Annotated in this window: 16 protein-coding genes; 8 read left to right on the top strand and 8 right to left on the bottom strand. The window is 68.8% G+C overall.

Annotated elements, in window-relative coordinates; genetic code table 11:
• Nucleotides 1-43: 43 nt before the first annotated feature.
• Together FZP69_RS16020 and FZP69_RS16015 are read left to right on the top strand one after the other, a co-directional pair.
• Complete coding sequence (locus FZP69_RS16020; RefSeq protein ID WP_152042387.1) at nucleotides 44-1,336, top strand: hypothetical protein; 1,293 nt, start codon at nucleotides 44-46, stop codon at nucleotides 1,334-1,336.
• Between the two features lie 69 nt (nucleotides 1,337-1,405).
• On the top strand, nucleotides 1,406-2,335 hold the full coding sequence (locus FZP69_RS16015; RefSeq protein ID WP_152042386.1) for an NAD-dependent epimerase/dehydratase family protein: 930 nt from the start codon (nucleotides 1,406-1,408) through the stop codon (nucleotides 2,333-2,335).
• Nucleotides 2,336-2,383: 48 nt separating this feature from the next.
• Here the strand turns inward: FZP69_RS16015 and FZP69_RS16010 are convergent, their stop codons facing one another.
• Nucleotides 2,384-3,046 (bottom strand): helix-turn-helix domain-containing protein, encoded by a 663-nt coding sequence (locus FZP69_RS16010; protein ID WP_152042385.1) that lies wholly within the window; start codon nucleotides 3,044-3,046, stop codon nucleotides 2,384-2,386.
• Nucleotides 3,047-3,307: 261 nt separating this feature from the next.
• On the opposite strand from FZP69_RS16010, the gene FZP69_RS16005 reads away from it, so the two are divergent.
• Nucleotides 3,308-4,045 carry a creatininase family protein gene (locus tag FZP69_RS16005; protein ID WP_152042384.1) on the top strand — a complete coding sequence of 246 codons (738 nt, stop codon included), beginning with the start codon at nucleotides 3,308-3,310 and terminating at the stop codon, nucleotides 4,043-4,045.
• A 132-nt stretch (nucleotides 4,046-4,177) separates the two neighbouring features.
• On the opposite strand, the gene FZP69_RS22680 is transcribed toward FZP69_RS16005, so the two are convergent.
• Complete coding sequence (locus tag FZP69_RS22680; RefSeq protein ID WP_192918612.1) at nucleotides 4,178-5,350, bottom strand: hypothetical protein; 1,173 nt, start codon at nucleotides 5,348-5,350, stop codon at nucleotides 4,178-4,180.
• Nucleotides 5,351-5,566: 216 nt separating this feature from the next.
• Between FZP69_RS22680 and pabB the strand changes: the two genes are divergently transcribed.
• Nucleotides 5,567-7,132, top strand: a complete 1,566-nt coding sequence (pabB, locus tag FZP69_RS15990; RefSeq protein WP_152042381.1) for an aminodeoxychorismate synthase, component I — start codon at nucleotides 5,567-5,569, stop codon at nucleotides 7,130-7,132.
• Nucleotides 7,132-7,770, top strand: a complete 639-nt coding sequence (locus tag FZP69_RS15985; RefSeq protein WP_152042380.1) for an anthranilate synthase component II — start codon at nucleotides 7,132-7,134, stop codon at nucleotides 7,768-7,770. The genes pabB and FZP69_RS15985 overlap by 1 nt, the downstream gene beginning before the upstream one ends.
• A gap of 52 nt (nucleotides 7,771-7,822) precedes the next feature.
• On the opposite strand, the gene FZP69_RS15980 is transcribed toward FZP69_RS15985, so the two are convergent.
• On the bottom strand, nucleotides 7,823-8,719 hold the full coding sequence (locus FZP69_RS15980) for a bifunctional 5,10-methylenetetrahydrofolate dehydrogenase/5,10-methenyltetrahydrofolate cyclohydrolase (protein WP_152042379.1): 897 nt from the start codon (nucleotides 8,717-8,719) through the stop codon (nucleotides 7,823-7,825).
• Between the two features lie 52 nt (nucleotides 8,720-8,771).
• Nucleotides 8,772-9,359, bottom strand: a complete 588-nt coding sequence (locus tag FZP69_RS15975) for a hypothetical protein (RefSeq protein ID WP_152042378.1) — start codon at nucleotides 9,357-9,359, stop codon at nucleotides 8,772-8,774.
• A 232-nt stretch (nucleotides 9,360-9,591) separates the two neighbouring features.
• Between FZP69_RS15975 and FZP69_RS15970 the strand changes: the two genes are divergently transcribed.
• Entirely contained in the window at nucleotides 9,592-9,855 is a 264-nt protein-coding gene (locus FZP69_RS15970) for a hypothetical protein (protein ID WP_152042377.1), read from the top strand.
• A gap of 119 nt (nucleotides 9,856-9,974) precedes the next feature.
• A complete protein-coding gene (locus FZP69_RS15965; RefSeq protein ID WP_152042376.1) occupies nucleotides 9,975-10,553 on the top strand; it encodes a hypothetical protein in 579 nt (192 codons plus the stop codon).
• Nucleotides 10,554-10,838: 285 nt separating this feature from the next.
• On the opposite strand, the gene FZP69_RS15960 is transcribed toward FZP69_RS15965, so the two are convergent.
• Nucleotides 10,839-11,699 carry a methylenetetrahydrofolate reductase gene (locus tag FZP69_RS15960; RefSeq protein ID WP_152042375.1) on the bottom strand — a complete coding sequence of 287 codons (861 nt, stop codon included), beginning with the start codon at nucleotides 11,697-11,699 and terminating at the stop codon, nucleotides 10,839-10,841.
• A gap of 162 nt (nucleotides 11,700-11,861) precedes the next feature.
• A complete protein-coding gene (locus FZP69_RS15955) occupies nucleotides 11,862-13,250 on the bottom strand; it encodes an aminomethyl transferase family protein (protein WP_152042374.1) in 1,389 nt (462 codons plus the stop codon).
• 489 nt (nucleotides 13,251-13,739) lie between these two features.
• Between FZP69_RS15955 and FZP69_RS15950 the strand changes: the two genes are divergently transcribed.
• Nucleotides 13,740-14,633 (top strand): bifunctional methylenetetrahydrofolate dehydrogenase/methenyltetrahydrofolate cyclohydrolase, encoded by an 894-nt coding sequence (locus tag FZP69_RS15950; RefSeq protein ID WP_152042373.1) that lies wholly within the window; start codon nucleotides 13,740-13,742, stop codon nucleotides 14,631-14,633.
• 81 nt (nucleotides 14,634-14,714) lie between these two features.
• Here the strand turns inward: FZP69_RS15950 and FZP69_RS23285 are convergent, their stop codons facing one another.
• The gene (locus FZP69_RS23285) at nucleotides 14,715-14,843 is read right to left on the bottom strand and encodes a hypothetical protein (protein WP_275689371.1); all 129 of its coding nucleotides are present in this window, start codon (nucleotides 14,841-14,843) and stop codon (nucleotides 14,715-14,717) included.
• A gap of 74 nt (nucleotides 14,844-14,917) precedes the next feature.
• On the bottom strand, nucleotides 14,918-17,098 hold the full coding sequence (locus tag FZP69_RS15945; RefSeq protein ID WP_152042372.1) for an amino acid permease: 2,181 nt from the start codon (nucleotides 17,096-17,098) through the stop codon (nucleotides 14,918-14,920).
• Nucleotides 17,099-17,138: the final 40 nt, after the last annotated feature.

Raw genomic sequence — 17,138 nt, 5'->3', positions numbered from 1 at the left:
TGACACCAGCCGGGTTCCGTCGCGTCCGACCGGGGGGCGAGCGATGACAGACGTCGGCGTCGTCTCGCGTCTCGCACGGTGGGCCGCCGACCGGCGGTGGCTCCCGGACGCCCAGCGCGCGGTCCTGGGCTACTACGCCGAGACGGGCACGTTCGACTACCGCGCGCTCGCGCTCAAGTCACAGGTCGACGACGTGATGGACGAGGTGCTCGCGGAGCTGTACGAGGCCGTCGAGACCGAACTCGCACGGGAGTTCGACCTCCCCGCCGACGCCGTCAGCTTCGCGTACGAGACGAAGCTGACGCTCCCGGCCGAACTCACGCTCGGCTACCTCTTCCGCCGGTACCGCTCCCGGGCGACGGGTGGCTACGACCCGGTCGCCGACGAACTCGCGGGGCGCGACGGCGTCCTCGGCACGTTCCCGGGGGTCGGGGGTCGGCGCGACGAGACGGCTCACCGACAGCGCGCGAACCGCGAGCTGGCGGCCGAGGCGAGCCGGGCGCGCGAGATGACGGCGTTCGTCGTCTGGGCGCTCCTCGACGGCGACATGCGCGACGCGATCAACGACGACGAGTTCGAGGACTTCGTCGTCGACGTCGACGCCGACGCACGCGCCACGTCGACGGAACTGGCCCCGCGCCGCGTCGCACGGGTGGCGCAGTCGCGTCTCCAGTCACGGGTCGAGGCCGGCTTCGACGACCATCCCGACGCCGTTCGGGCGGCGTACGACCACGCGGTCGAGGTGAGCGAAGCCCACCAAGCGGAGGACGACCGCTTCCGCGGGCTGATGGCGGCGGCTGCCGACGACGCGCCGGTAGCCGACGAGACGGACGCCGCCGAGAGCGACGTGGCCGACCGCTCGCCCGAAGCGGCCCGCGACGCCATCGAGGGCGAGTACAAGTATCGCCAGATGGCCGACGACGGCCACCCGTTCACCGACGACGAACTCGACCTCCCCTACCTCACCACCCAGTACGACCGGGTCGGCGTCATCTACCACGGCATGCTCGAGATGTACCGCGGAGCGGGCTTCGAGATCGAACCGGCGTTCGAGCGGTCGATCGTCTTCGCGATCATCGGCGCACAGGTGTGGCTCGACGACGTCGACGACTACCACGACGACGTCGCCGACGGGCAGCTCACTCCCGTCACGGCCGAGTACCTGCTCGCCGACTCCGAACGGGCGGCGTTCGAGTCGATCGTCGAGGTGGCCGAGGCGTACTTCGATCCCGCGCGGGCGTACGCGGAGGCCGCCGACTCGACGCTGACGGGCATCGCGGTCGAGTACATCCTCCGTTCGGGCGACGTCTCCGACCTCCCCGGCGCGGACGGCTGAGGCTCCGGCCACCGTCTCCGCCGACAGTCGTCCTCTACCTTTTTCAGCGACGGTGGCCACCGGGCAGCCATGGAGACACTCTCGGGTTCGCACTGTCTCGTGACGGGCGGTGCCGGCTTCATCGGGAGTCACATCGCCGACACGCTCGTCGACTCGAACGCGGTTCGGGTCCTCGACGACCTCTCGTCGGGGTCGCGGGACCACCTCCCCGACGACGCCGAACTGATCGAGGGCGACGTCCGCGACGACGAGACCCTCGCAGCGGCGATGGAGGGCGTCGACGTCGTCTTCCACGAGGCGGCCGTCGTCAGCGTCACCGCATCCGTCGAGGACCCCGTCCGCTCGCACGACGTCAACGCGACCGGCGGCCTCGCGGTGCTCGAAGCCGCCCGCCGGGAGGGCGCGCGGGTCGTGCTGGCCTCCAGCGCCGCGATCTATGGCCATCCCGAGCGGGTGCCGATCGCCGAGACCGATCCCGTGGGGCCGACCTCCCCGTACGGCCTGCAGAAACTGACCCTCGACCGGTACGCCGTCCAGTACCACGACCTCTACGGGGTCGAGACGGTCCCGCTCCGCTACTTCAACGTGTTCGGTCCGCGGAACGTCGGCGGCCCCTACGCGGGCGTCATCGCCGTCTTCGTCGACCAGGCGACCCGCGGCGTCGACATCACGGTCGACGGCGACGGGACACAGACCCGCGACTTCGTCCACGTCGACGACGTCGTCCAGGCCAACCTCCGCGCGGCGACGACCGACGCGGTCGGCGAGGCGTACAACGTCGGCCGCGGCGAGTCGATCACCATCCGCGAACTGGCCGAACTGATCCGTGACGTGACCGGGTCGGACTCCGACATCGTCCACACGGAGCCACGGCCGGGTGACATCGACGAGAGCTGTGCGGACGTCTCTCGGGCGCGCGATCGTCTCGGGTACGAGCCGACCGTCTCGCTCCGCGAGGGACTCGCAGCCCTCGTCGACGACCACGGGGCCGACGACTGATCCGGCTCGACCTCGGCCGGAGCCCCGCCGACGCCGACTGGCCGTCGCTCACTGCTCTTCGATGTCGTCCGTGAGTACCATCTCGATGAGTCGGGCGGTCCCACGCCTGATGCGCCCGCCGACCGCCGTCGGGGAGATACCGAGGAGTTCGGCGATCTCCTTGTGTGAGGTTCCGCGCGGTTCGTCGAAGTAGCCCCGCTCGTACGCCGCCAACAGCGTCGTGCGCTGTGGCTCGGTCAGGGGTTTGCCGTCGAGAGAGATCCCCTCCTGCTGGTACATCTGTACCAGCTCGAAGGAGATCCCCTCCTCCCGGCAGTAGTCCCACAGCCGCGAGATCGCCTCACGATCGGGCAACTGGAGTCGGGTCCGCCAGCCGTGGCTCGTGCTCTTGGCCTCGAGAGTGAACCCGCCGACCTTGGTGGCTTCCGGCGTCAACAGCTTCGTTCCTGGGGTGTGCTGGAGCCGGTAGATCCGGGTCCGCTCGTCGTCCGCGATCCGCGTCCACTCCTCGACGGTCGGGTCGTGGTCGAACTGCGCTTCGACCGTGTCGAAGTCGTCGTCTTCGTGTTCGACCATGAAGAAGAACATCCCCGTGTCGGGGTCGGTGCCGCTGTGCGGGACGACCTGGATGGACGCCTCGGGGACGTTCCTGATCGTCTGGCCCAGCGCGAGGTCCTGGTGTTCGATCTCGACGACGGCGATCAGCGTCATGTCGGTCGACGACGGGGGGCGTGTCGATCAGCCGATCCGCCGGTCCGTTCGTTCGCGAGCGAGTCCATACCCTATCGCGGCGCGGCACGAGTTTAAGGGTTCGGTGACTGGTCGCAACCGGCTCTGATCCGCCGACACGGCGACCGACGCCCGGCGAGGGGAGACACGAGCCGGGATCACACTCGGGACCGGGTCCCCACCACCTGTACACCCGTGACCGGTTCCCCACCACCTATACTCGTCCCGTCTCGAACGACGTGTATGCGACTGGCAGATCTCTCCTGGACGGACGTCGACGCCGCGGACACCGACCTCGCCGTGGTTCCCGTGGGGAGCACCGAACAGCACGGCCCGCACGGACCGCTGGGGACCGACACGCTCACCGCCCGCGCCGTGAGCGAGGCGGGCGTCGAGCGGTGTGACCGCCCGGTCGTCGTCGCCCCTGCGGTACCCGTCGGCGTCGCCGAGGAACACCGACAGTTCACCGGCACGCTCTGGGTATCGGAGGAGACCTTCCGCGCGTACGTCCGCGACGTGGTGAACAGCCTGGCCCACCACGGCTTCGACCGGGTCGTGCTCGTGAACGGTCACGGCGGCAACGTCGACGCGCTCCGCGAGGTCTCGGGGACGATCACGCGGCACGACGACGCCTACGCCGTCCCGTTCACCTGGTTCGACGCGGTCGGCGAACACACCTCGGAGATGGGCCACGGTGGCCCGCTGGAGACGTCGCTCCTCCTCGCGACCCACCCCGACCTCCTCGATCCCGAGCGCCTGGAGGCGGCCCGCGACGGCGGCAGCGACGGCTGGGGCGAGTGGTCCGGGCGCGTCAACCTCGCGTTCGACTCCGCGGAGTTCACCGACAACGGCACCGTCGGCGATCCGACGGCGGCCACGAAAGAGTGGGGCGAGGAGCTGCTCGATCTCGCGGCGACGGCACTCGCCGACCTCCTCGCGACGGTCGCCGAACGCGACACGACGCGACCGCCACACCGCTGACCTGCCGCTCTGCCGCTCGCGATCCGGATTCCGATTCCGATTCCGGCTCCGATCGACGCGAGAGGCGTCGCACACGTCGTCCGTGGTCTCTCTCGCGTCGCGTCCGGGCCACTGCCGATCGCGTCCCCTTCGCTACGACCGCGTGGCCGATGCCTCGCGGAGACGGTCGACGACCACCTCGCGGCTGATGTCTCGCTGTGCCTCCGTGGCGAGACGGCCGACGACGAGGTCGAGCAGGCCGAGTTCGCGGAGCAACGTCACTGCCTCCTCCCGGTCGACGCCGACGTGACGCTCGACGTCGTAGATTGTGTTCGACCGTTTGACGGCCTCGACGAGCGTCTCGACGGCGACGTCGTTCGGGAGCCCGATCCCGTCCGCGAGCACGACCGGTGTCTCCGACTCGTCCGCGTCCGCCTCGTCCCTCGTCGTCGACTTCGCCCGCTCCGCCGCCTTCGACTGCTCTCTCGACCCCGTTCGCTCTGTTGGCTCCGTCCACCCCGCCGTCTCCGCTTCCCGTTGCACTTCCTCTGCCGTCTCCGGCGTCGCCGTCTCGCCCTCGGCGTCCGACGTCGCCGTCTCGTCGGCGCGGGTCGAAGCGGTGGCGTAGGTGTTCGGCTGGTGGATGTCGTAGTCGATCATGTACCGCCTGACCGTCTCCGCGGTCACGTCCATGTCGATGCGGTCGGCCATCTCGGCGAACGTCTCGCACGACTCGTACACCGACGCGAGGAGGTCGGGGTCTCTGAACGGCGGGACCGTGCGCTCGGCTTCGGAGTTGGACTCGGGGTCAGTGTCGGTGTCGGACCCCGAGTCGGAGTCGGAGTGGGGGTCGGGGCCACGATCGGCGCTGGGCGACCCGCTCTCGCCGTCGGCAGCCGCGCCGCTCTCCTCCGTCGCGTTTCCGGACGTTCGCTCGCCCCGGTCGCCGGTCCCTTCGCTCGTGGGGTCGTCGCTCGTCGGGACCGAGACGGCGAGCCGTACGACCATCGTCTCGTCGCCGACCGTCGCCCCCGCGGGCTCCACCGTGACGTCGTGGTCCGTCGTCGGGACGAGCGGTTCGGCCGTCTCGAACCCGAGGCGGAGCCGCCCGTCGTCGCCGACGGTCGTCGAGACGAGCGACAGCAGCTCCGCCCTGCTGCCCGGCCCGTCCGACGACGTCGCGACCGTCAGTTCGACCTCGACGGTCAGTCCGTCCACGCCACTCGAGTCGGCCGCGTCGACGAGGTCGACGGTGGTCACCGCCGCCCGCTGCTCGAACTCCTCGAGGAACCGTCCCAACTCCCGGAGCGCGCTACCGACTGTCATGGCCCGTGATCGTGGACGTATCGGTTCAACATCGGCATCAACCTGTGTGTGTAATGATGGCTGTATTTATATACGTCCGCCGATTCGGTGGCCGACGGAACCCCGTCGCAGTCGCGCGATGTCGCGGGCGATCGTCCACGAAACGCTTTAATCGTCCTCGACACAAACCCGGACAACGAGACAGCGGACTCGCTGGTCTCCGAAGGAGCCACACAGATGGACTCACCACGCGTCGTCACGACCGAATCGAACTTCCTCGACACCGCTCGCCGTGTCGAGCCCGCGGCGCGCGTGCCGGTCGAGGTCCGGGTCACGGTCGACGACCCGTTCCTCGCCTACCGGCGCGCCCGCGGCGACGACAGCCACGACCCCGCCACCGACGCGGCGGGGACAGGACACGGACGCCGTCACGGCTCCGACGGCGTCTACCTGGAGACGACCGGCGGGCAGTCCGGCTGGGGCTACTTCGCGGTCGACCCGATCAGTCGGCTCCAGGTCGGTCCGACGCTCCACCCGGTCGACGACGTCGACCCCTCGCCGTCGCTCGCGGAACTCGCGGGGCTCCTCGAGGGGGAACGGCTCGTCCGTGGCGACTGTGACGTCCCCTACCCGTGTGGCGCGTTCGGATGGCTCTCGTACGACGTGGCGCGGGAACTCGAACGCCTCCCCGAGACCACCGTCGACGACCGTGGCCTCCCGCGGCTGCAACTGGGCGTCTTCGACCGCGTGGCGGCGTGGGAAGAACCCCGTGACGGCGACACCACGCTCCGCGTGACCGCCTGTCCTCGCGTCGGCGACGACCCCGCCGCGGCGTACGAACGCGGGAGAGAACGCGCACTCGCGCTCGCTGCGGCCGCGACGACCGGGGACCCCGCGGTCGGCGCGCCACCCGTCCGGACGGACGACGCCACCTTCGAGAGCGACTGTTCCTCCGCAGAGTTCGCCGAACGGGTCCGTCGCGTGAAGGAGTACATCCGTGACGGCGACACGTTCCAGGCGAACATCTCACAGCGCTTGCGCGCGCCCGCGGCCGTCCACCCGGTCGAGGCGTTCGCCGCCCTCCGGCGGGTGAACCCCGCCCCGTACTCGGCGCTGGTGGAGTTCCCCGGCGTCGACCTGGTGAGCGCCTCCCCCGAACTCCTCCTCGATGTCGACGAGGGGAGCGACCGCCTCCTCACAGAACCCATCGCGGGCACCCGACCGCGCGGTGCCACCCCCGAAGAGGACCGCGAACTCGAAGACGAACTCCTGAGCGACGAGAAGGAACGTGCCGAACACGCCATGCTCGTCGACCTCGAGCGGAACGACCTCGGGAAGGTGAGCCAGTACGGGACGGTCGACGTCTCGGAGTACCGCCGCGTCGACCGCTACTCCGAGGTGATGCACCTCGTCTCGCTCGTCGAGGGCCAGCTTCGCCCCGAGTTCGGCCTCGCCGACGCCGTCGCCGCGGTCTTCCCCGGCGGCACCATCACGGGCGCGCCCAAACCCCGGACGATGGAGATCATCGACGAGATGGAGGCCACCCGGCGGGGCCCCTACACGGGGTCGATCGGCGTCTTCGGCTTCGACGGCCGCGCCACGCTCAACATCGTCATCCGGACGCTCGTGCGCCACCGCGCCGAGTACTTCCTCAGAGTGGGTGCGGGCATCGTCCACGACTCCGTCCCCGAACGCGAGTACGCCGAGACGCTCGACAAGGGGCGCGCGCTCGTCACGGCGCTGGACGAGGCGCTCGGTGAACGAACGGACTTCGCCGTCGAGGACCCGGGGGTGGCCGACTGATGGCGTCTTCCTCCGCGACGACCGCGACGGCCGGTCCGCGGATACTGGTCGTCGACAACTACGACTCGTTCGCGTACAACCTCGTCCAGTACGTCGGCGCGGCCGTCGGTGCGCCCGACGGCGGCGACGTCATCGTCCGGCGCAACGACGCCATCGACGTCGACGGCATCCGGGAGTTGGATCCCGACGGCATCGTCGTCTCCCCGGGCCCCGGGACGCCCGAGGACGCGGGCGTCTCGATCCCGATCTTCCGCGACCTCTCCTACCCCACGCTGGGCGTCTGTCTCGGCCACCAGGCGCTCTGTGCGGCCAACGGCGCTCCCGTCGGCCACGCGCCCGACGTCGTCCACGGCAAGCCTTCGATCGTCAGACACGACGGCCGCGGCATCTTCGACGCGCTCCCCGACACGTTCTCCGCCGGACGGTACCACTCGCTGGCGGTCGAACGCGACGACCTCCCCGAGAGCCTGACCGAAACCGCCAGCACGGACGACGAGCGCGAGGTCGTCATGGGCGTGCGTCACCGCGACCGTCCCCACGAGGGCGTCCAGTTCCACCCCGAGAGCATCCTGACCGACGTGGGTATGCAGATGATCGAGACGTTCGTCCGCGACTGCTCGAACGGGCCGACGTCGTAGCACGTTCTCGCGATTCACCGGCACCGGCACCAGCGCTGGCGCGTGCGATCCGTCACTCGTCGTTCCCGGCTCGTCCCTCGGCCGCCCGAACCACGTTCCCCACGAGTGCCGCGAGCGTGACCGGGCCGATCCCCCCGGGCACCGGCGTGATCGCGCTCGCCTTCTCCGTCGCGCTCTCGAAGTCGACGTCGCCGACGAGTTCGCCGCCGGACCCACCACCGTCGCCGCTCTTCGACCGCCGATTCGCGCTCACGTCGACGACGACGACCCCCGGCGAGAGCATCGAGCCGTCGACGAGTTCCGGCACGCCACACGCCGTCACGACGACGTCGGCCCGGCGGGTCTTCGCCGCGAGGTTTCGCGTGTAGGAGTGACAGACGGTCGTCGTCGCGTCGCCGCCGGGACCCTTCCCGACGAGGAGGTTCGCCAGCGGCTTCCCGATGGCGTCCGAGCGCCCGACGATCACGACGTCCTGCCCCGCGGTCGAGATCCCGTACGCCGCCAGCAGGTGCTGGACGGCGGCGGGAGTCGCCGGGACGAACCGGGGGTCGCCGGCGACGAGGCGACCGACGTTCTCGGGGTGAAAACAGTCGACGTCCTTCTCGGGAACGATCCGCCGTCGCACCTCGGGCACCGACACCCGTTCGGGGAGTGGCACCTGGACGAAGACGGCGTCGACGGCCACCGCGGTGGAGAGCCGCTCGACGGTCTCGTACAGCTCCTGTGCCGGGGCGTCGGGGGCGAATCGGCAGTCCCGCGTCTCGATCCCCACCTCGTCACAGGCGTCGTGCTTCAGCTCCACGAACCGCTCGTCGGTCGGGTCGTCGCTCATCAACACCGTGGCGAGCGTGGGGACGCGCCCGCGCTCGCCGAGCGTCGCGACCCGTTCGCGGACCTCGGCTCGGAGCGTCGCGGCGACCGGGTCGCCGCGTAGCCGTCTCGTCGACACGGTGGCGATTGCGCGGCGAGCCACTTGTACGTTCAGCCGTCTCGTCGCAGGCTCAGTATCCCAGTGCACAGGTCCGGTAGACGACGTAGACGACGTCGCCGCTGACGGCGACACCGAGTCCGTGTTTCTGGTCGTTCGAGCGGCTGAACACGTCGGTACTGGCGTCGCTCGCGAGTAGTTCGACCACCTGCTCGGCGACGGCGCGGGTCGGCACCCCGGCGACGCCGCCCCGGTCGGCGTCCGCCCCGTTCTCGTCACCGGCCGTCGGCTCGACGGTGAGCTTCACCGGCGTCTGGTAACAGAACCCCATCCGGTTCGGGAGCAGCTCGTCCGCGTCCGGGCGGATGCCGGCCGCCGTCGGTTCGCCGAAGTACGCCATCGTGGTGAGCCGGCTGGCCGTCTCCTGTGCGCCCGCTCTCGTGGCCGAGTCACGCTGGGCGGGATCGAGGCCGCGGGTGGCCCGCTCGTCGTTGATCTCCTCCCAGAGGTCGTCGCGGAGCTCCGTCTCCAGTGCCGAGGCCGGTTCGTGGTCGATCAGCTCACCCCGGGCGTACTGCACCCCGCCGTACATCGCCGCGAAGACGACGACGAATATCGTGCCGATCGCGAGGAGACTGAGCCCGCCAGGGCTGGACGCCATCAGTGAACGCTTGTCGTGCGACGGTCAAGTGTCTTGCTCCGCGTGCGCGCCACTCGACCTGCCGTCGGCTACACGCCGTCCGCGTCCTTCGGCTCGACCGCTTCCCCGTGTCGAACGCACCGTGGAATTAATCACATTCGTCCATTTTAGACGCTGTGTCGGACGATACCAACGGTCTCTGCGGTGGAACAGTGACAGGTTTATTTGACTGCGACGCGTAGTGTTGGACAACGTGACTCGTTTGAGAGTAACCCCTGGCGCGAGCGCTCGGAGCGCGTTCCGAACGGGGATCGTGGCTGCGGCGGTCGTCGCCCTCGCCTGCGTGGGCTTCCTCTACTGGGCTGGCCAGCTCACCCTGCTGCTGGTCGGCTTCGTGCTGGTCGTCGTCTTCCCCGTCTACCTCGTGTTCGCGGCGTCGGTTCTGAGCGTGTGGCTGGGCTACAACAAGGGCGTCACCGACCTGCGGCCGGTGTACCGCGAGCGGAAGGCGCCGTAAGGCGGCCGTCGAGACGACGGTGTTCGGTTCGTTTCGGCCGGTCTCTCGTCCCGTCCGCGCCCTGACCCACGGTCGGAGCGCCGACAAGGGTATTTTTCCAACGACCGTACTGTGACACAGTGCCATCTCACGGGACAGATCTGGACGTGCTCACGATCGGTGCGATCTTCCTCGTCGTCTTCACTGCCATGTGGGGCGGCGTCCAGCACTCGCGGGGTGAGCTGCTCCCGGCCGAAGAGATCGACGCGCGCGAGCGACAGGTCAGGGACGCACTCTGGACGGATGTCACCGAGTGGCGGACAGCGCAGGGGCTCGATCCGCCCCGACGGGTGGGGGATATCACACGCTCCGCGCAGTCGGCGGCCGTCGCGGTCGCCGCCAGTAACCGCTCCTCGGGAGGGACCAACGAGACGGGACCGCCGGCGACCGGCCCGCATCTCACGGGGAGCGACCGGTGTGACGACCTCCTGATCCGTCAGTCGGTCGCGTCGCACGGGTGGGCCGCCGACCCGAGCGAGCCGGTCGATCCCGCGGTCGCCGACGCGATCGCCACGGATCTGCTCGAGGCGCTCGTGGCCGCGGACGACGCGGCCCTCCTCGAACGCGCCGGGACGTTCCGCACCGGCATCGGTGTCGCGACACACGGCGACGACCTCTACGTCGTCTACCGTTCGTGCGCCCGTCGACGTCTACCGTAAACCGCTCGGTCCCGTCCACCGATCCGGTTCCGGCCCGCGCCCTCGTCGTGAGGCCGTGCCGTCGAACGTCGAGAGCGAAGATCGAGACCTCGGAACACGGGATCGAACACCCGTCACGGGCACGTCACGGACGCGGCGGACACCGAGTCGAACGAGCCGACGAAGAGAGCCGACGAACGGGTGCGGGGCTGAAGAGAGTCCACGAACAGGTTCGACGGGGGCGGGACCCGACGACCGGGCGAGGCGACGGCGAATCCGTCGTCCGCGTCGGTCGGCGCGACGCGGTCACTCCCCGAGCCGTTCCTGGCGCCACGCCTCGGTGTCGGGCACTTGGTTGAACGTGTAGATGTGGACGCCCTGGATCCGGTAGTGGGGGTCGTCGGTGTAGGGGGCGAGCCCGTCGATGAGCTTGTCGGGCGTGTACTTCCCGCGCGAGCCGACGAGCTGTCGGACGAAGTCGACGACGCCGGTAGTCTTCCGGAGGAAACCGATCGAGTCGCCGACGCCGACCTTCTGCGAGATGCCCAGCAGACGCTGGTACTTCATGACGCCCGGGATGCCAACCTCGACGGGTAACTCGACGCCCCGGTCGCGGATCTCGTCGACCCACTCGACCACGGTCTCGGGGTCGTAGCAGATCTGGGTGACGATGTAGGTGGCGTACGGCTCCTTCTTCGCCATCGCCTCGGCCATCGTCTCGTCGTCGACGAAGTGGTGGCCCTCGGGGTAGCCGGTGATGCCGACCTCCTCGAACTCGTAGCCGAGGTCGTCGAGCGCCACGAGCAGGTCGTACGCCGACTCGTACGGGCCGGCCGGCTCCTCGCGCTCGCCGCCGGGGACGAAGATCCGCGTCACCCCCGCCGCCGTGATCCGCTGTGCGATCTCCTCGAGGTGCTCCTCGCTCTCGACGTAGCGGGCGGCGAGGTGAGGGACGACCTCGAACCCCTCTGCGGCCGCTTTCTCCGTCCAGTCGATCGTCGGGGCGATGCCCAGCGTCGGCGACGCGGTGATCGTCACCGTCGCCCCCTCTGGCAGGTGTGTCATCTGCCCGCCGAAACTGTCGAACGGCATCAGCTCGAACTTCGGCTTCCCGAGCAGTCGCTGTACCCCTTCCGTCGTCGCCTTCGAACGTGACGTGAGTGACATGATGTTCCTGTTCCCGCGGTCGTGGTCGCCCAGCCGCCGGTCCTTGTTCGCAGTAGCGGTTCCGTGGTGAAGACAGTACCGTCCGGTCACCTGTGGTGTTTATAAATGCGGCGACCGCGGTCGTCGTCGCGCCGGTTCACGAATCGGGAGCAGCCGACGGGACTACTCCTCGGCGTCTTCCTTGGCGTGCAGTTTGGCCTGTTCGCGTGCGCTGGGGTTCACCGAGGGTTTGAACGGCACCTTCGACACCTTCGCGTACACCGGCTCACCCGGCTCCTCGGCGTACTCGTCCGGCAGGTGGATCTGGAACTCAGTTCCCACTTCGGTGTCGTAGATCTCGTCGTCGAGCAGCGCGTCGGTGTCGGCCTGGAGTTTGTCGGCCGGGACGAAGCCGAGCGCGAGGTTGGTCTCGAGTTCGGGGTTGTACCACGGCGACGTGACGTAGCCGCACTCCTCGCCCGTGTCGGGGTCGGAGATGAGCCAGAAGTCCGGGGCGTAGTCGCGCACGGGTTCGCCCGCGAACTTCAGTCCGACGAGCTTGTGGACGAACGGGTAGTCGCCGTTCTCGATCTGTTCTTTCTGTGCCTCGAGGGCCTCCTTGCCGATGTAGTCGGCCTCCTTCTCGTCGGGGACCTGGTAGCCGAGGTTGACCTGGAACGGCGACGTCTCGTGGTCCATGTCCTGGCCCCACGAGAGGATGCCGGCGGCGATGCGGCGGTGGTGAGCGGGCGCGACCTGCATCCCACCGTGCTCTTTCACACTCTCGTAGACCGGGTCCCAGACGTGTTCGGCGTACTTCGACGCGTCGCGGACGTAGATCTCGAAGCCCTTCTCGCCCGAGAAGCCGGTCTGGCTCACCAGACAGGAGACGCCGTTGATCTCGGCCTCCATCAGCCCGTAGTACGGGATGTCCAGGACTTCCTCGCCGACGATTTCGACCATCACGTCGGTCGACTTCGGACCCTGCACCTGCATCGGCGCGACGTCGATCTCGTCGATCTCGACGTCGAAGTCCATGCCGACGTTGACACCCTCGAGCCACTGCATCAGCGTGGAGTCGGAGATAGAGAACCAGAACTCGTCCTCTTCGGGCCGGAGGAGCACGGGGTCGTTCAGGATGCCACCCTTCTCGTTACAGAGGATGGCGTACTTGCCGTGCATCGGCTCGATCTTCGTCGCGTCGCGCGTGATGACGTAGTTGACGAGGTCCTCCGCGTCGGGCCCCTTCACGCAGATCTGTCGCTCGACGGCTACGTCCCACAGGGTCACGTGATTGACGAGCGCGTCGTACTCCTTCATCATCCCTCCCTCTTCCGGCTTCAGCATGCCCCGGGGGTGGTAGAGTCTGTTGTACACTGTCGCGCGCCACGCGCCGTTCTCGACGAACGACTTGTGGAAGAACGGCGATTTCCTGACTCGGGTCGAGACGAGCATCTCGATGCCCGGATCGCCGGACTGCCGCAGATTTCGTGGGAGGACTCGATCCGACTGGTCGACGCTCGGATGGTTCAGGTGCTCTGGCTCCGTGAGTTGCCCTTCGTTCTCTGACATCGGTTCCGAACAAACATCCGTGTACTAATAATGGTGGACCTCAGGTAGTGCGCACTTATATAAAGAGACGCTCTCCGCGCACGCCAGTCGACCGACGTTACCACCCCCGTCGACGCCGTCGTCGTCGGGCGGTTTCGCCCGCCAACCTCCGGTCGCTGTCGGCTCCGTCCGGTCGCGTCACCTCGACGGCGTCCGTCGGCGGGCGACGTCGGCCTCTCGCCCGCGCTCCCCCGTCGGCCCCTCGCCCGCGTCCCGCCGACCACACGCTCGCGTCGCGGGTCGCCGTCGGTGGTGTGCGCCCCGGATAAACACCCGAGCCAGGCAATCCCCTCAATTCATAACCGTCCGTCCGGAGATTCCACACTGTCTCCCCGCGACCGCGCCCCGGTCGGCGATCGGATCGACGGCGCGAGCGCGGATCGGTGAGCCAATCATGAACGTACACGTGACACACCCAGTAGACTCCGACGCGACGGGCGGTGATCGACCGTGACGCACGTCCTCGACGGGAACGCGGTCGGCGACCGGATCAGAGACGACCTGCGAGGCTGTATCGCGACGCTCGACGAGGCGGGCACGACGCCCGGTCTCGCCACGGTGTTGATGAGCGACGACGCCGCGAGTGAGACGTACGTCTCGATGAAAGGTCGGGCCTGCGAGGAGCTCGGCATCGAGAGCATCCACCACGAACTGGAGCCCGACGCGTCCGCCGACGAACTGTTCGACACGGTCGAGACGCTCAACGGCCGCGACGACGTCCACGGCATCCTCGTCCAGATGCCCGTCCCCGACCACGTCGACACCCGGGCCGTGCTCCGGAGCATCGACCCGATCAAGGACGTCGACGGCTTCCATCCCGAGAACGTCGGCCGCCTCGTCGCCGGCGACGCCCGGTTCAAGCCCTGCACGCCCCACGGCGTCCAGAAGCTCTTGGAGGCCGCGGACGTCGACACCGAGGGGACGGACGCGGTCGTCGTCGGACGTTCGGACATCGTCGGCAAGCCGATGGCGAACCTGCTGATCCAGAAGGCACCGGGCGGCAACGCGACGACGACCGTCTGTCACTCTCGAACCCAGGACCTCGGCGAGAAGACCCGCCAGGCGGACATCGTCATCGCCGCGACGGGCTACCCCGGTCTCGTCGACGGCTCGATGATCAAGGAGGGCGCAACCGTGATCGACGTCGGCGTGAACCGCGTCGACGCGGACAACGAGAAGGGGTACGAACTCGTCGGCGACGTCGACTTCGACTCCGCGAAGGAGAAGGCCGGCGTCATCACGCCCGTTCCCGGCGGCGTCGGCCCGATGACGATCACGATGTTGCTGTACAACACGGTGAAGGCGGCCAGTCTGCAGGCAGACGTGCCGGTCGACCTGCCCTGAAACCGGTCGGCCGAACCGCCGGCACGGCCGAATCGACCTGGTGGCGGCTCGCGATCGCGCCGATACGTCTGCGCTCCCCCGTCAGTCGGCCGCGTGCCGCGGGGCGTAGCCGCAGTCGCCACAGCCCCACGACCCGTCGACGAACGCGAGGACGCCGTCACATTCGGGGCATCGGTACGTCTCTCGGGCGGACTGGTGTTCGGTTGCCACTGTCTCTCGTTTCGTGCTCGACCCTCAAAAATTTTGGCTCGGATGTGGGTAAATTTCTGGTCAGAACCGGCCGGTCACGACCCCCGTATCAGTGCGACCGTGCCCGGGGCCTCCCGGACGACGCCCTCCGTGATCGCGCCGTACGGCACGCCGAGGCGCTCGGATCGCTGGGAGAGCCCGACGCAGACGGTGTCGTACTCGTCGATCACCGCCAGGATCGCCGACTCGGCGTCGTCGTCGACGACGACCCGGATCTCGTACTTGTCGGGGTTGAGTTCGGCCGCCTCCGCGACCTCCTCGACGAACGCCCGCCCCTGGCGGGTCGCCTCCGCCTCGTCGGTTCGCGGTGGCCGGACCGTCAGGAGGGTCGGCACCGTGCCGTCGACGGTCGCGAACTCGACCGCGCGCCGGACGATCGCCGACGCGTTCGGCCCGGGGGCGACCAGCGCCAGCGGCGTCCCGATCGTCTCGTCCCCGAGGGTGACGACCGAGACGTCACAGGGGACGCGCTCGACGACCGTATCGAGCGTCTCCCCGAAGACGTGGCCGTCACGACCGAGCGTGCCGTCCCAGCCCACGAGCAGTTCGTCGGCGTCCTCCTCGTCGAGGACGTCCAGTATCGCCTGTCCGGTGTCGGGGGCGACGACTGCCCGCGTTCGCAGGTGGACGTCCATCTCCGCGGCGAACTCCTGCGCGTTGGCGAGGAGGTCGCGCTGGTGGCCGACCCGCTCGGACTCGACGTTCTGTAACGGCGAGGGGTGTTCGACGTGGACGACGTTGACCGCGACGAGTTCGGGCGTTCCCGCGTCGGCGTTGGCGTGTGCGCTGGCCGCCGCGAGGCGGAGGAGCCCCCGCTGGGTTTCCGGGTTCGACACGGGAACCACGACCCGGTAGACGTCGGTCGGCTCTCTCCGAAGGGCTTCGCGGAGCAGCCCCTCGCCGACGGTGCGTCCCCTGGCGTAGACGGCGTACCAGACGACGCCCAGGGCGACGATACCCGTCCCGACGAGCACGATGATGGGTGCCATCTGCGAGACGACGACGAGGGACAGGATGACCCCGAGTATCGGGACTACCGGGTAGATCGGGGTGGGCAGTCTGAACGACGGCTCGTACTCGTCGGGGTCGGCGCGCCGGAACACGACCAGCGAGACGTGGACGAGCGAGTACGAGACGAGGAAGCTGAAACTCGCCGCCTCCGCCAGCAGCGAGATGATGGCGTCGACGCCGAGCCCGATCGAGACGAGGATGGCGATGAGGCCACCGGTGACCACGATCGCCCTGTGTGGGGTGAAGAAGCGCGGGTGGCTCGCGTTCAGCCACTCGCTCACGATGCCGTCCCGACCCATGGCGTAGATGACGCGCGAGGCGGCGAGCACCGACGAGTTCGAGCTCGAGATGGCCGCAATAATCGCGGCGAACACGATCGACACCGCGCCGATCGGGCCCAGATACACCCTGATCACGTCGGCGACCGGAATGGGTGAGGCGGCCAGGACGTCGATCGTCACGACCCCGGTGGCGACGAGCATGACGAGCACGTACAGCAGGGTGACCAGGACGACCGAGAGGATCATCGACAGCGGGATGATCCGACTCGGATTCTTGATCTCGCCTGCCACCGTCGCGATGATCTCGAAGCCGAGAAACGAGATGAAGACGATGCCCGTCGTGGCGACGATCCCGGTCGCGCCGGTGGGGGCGAACGGCTCGAGGTTCGCCGGGTCGATGAAGAAGACGCCGACGGCGACGAAGACGAGGATGACGGCGGTCTCGGCCCCGATCATGACGTTCTGGAGCGAACTCGACTCCTCGGTCCCGTAGTAGTTGACCCCGAGGAGCAGCGCCAGCCCCAGGAGGCCTAGGAGGACGACGAACACCCGGCCGTCGAGGAAGGGGACCGGCTCGACGATGTACTGCCCGAAGCCGATCATGTAGAAGGCGCTCGCGAACATGAGGCCGGTCCACATCCCCCAGCCGACGACGCTCCCGAAGAGGCTCCCGAGCGCCCGGTTGACGTAGTGGTAGCTCCCCCCGGCGATCGGCATCCCCGTCGCCAGCTCCGAGAGCGACAGCGCCGCCAGCAGGGCGACGAAGCCGGCGATGGCATAGGAGATCGAACTCGCCGGGCCGGCGTTCTGCGCCGCGATCCCCGGGAGGATGAAGATCCCCGCCCCGATCATCGTCCCGCCGCCCAGGGTCATCGCCTCGAGGAACCCCAGGGTCCGTTCGAGTTCACCGCCGTCGACGCTCATGAGTGCCCCTCGCGGCGCTGCCGACCCGTCCCGGACCGGC

The organism is Salinigranum salinum (assembly GCF_009176545.1).
In the GTDB taxonomy this organism is placed as follows: domain Archaea; phylum Halobacteriota; class Halobacteria; order Halobacteriales; family Haloferacaceae; genus Salinigranum; species Salinigranum salinum.
This window is presented reverse-complemented; position numbering and strand designations above follow the sequence as displayed.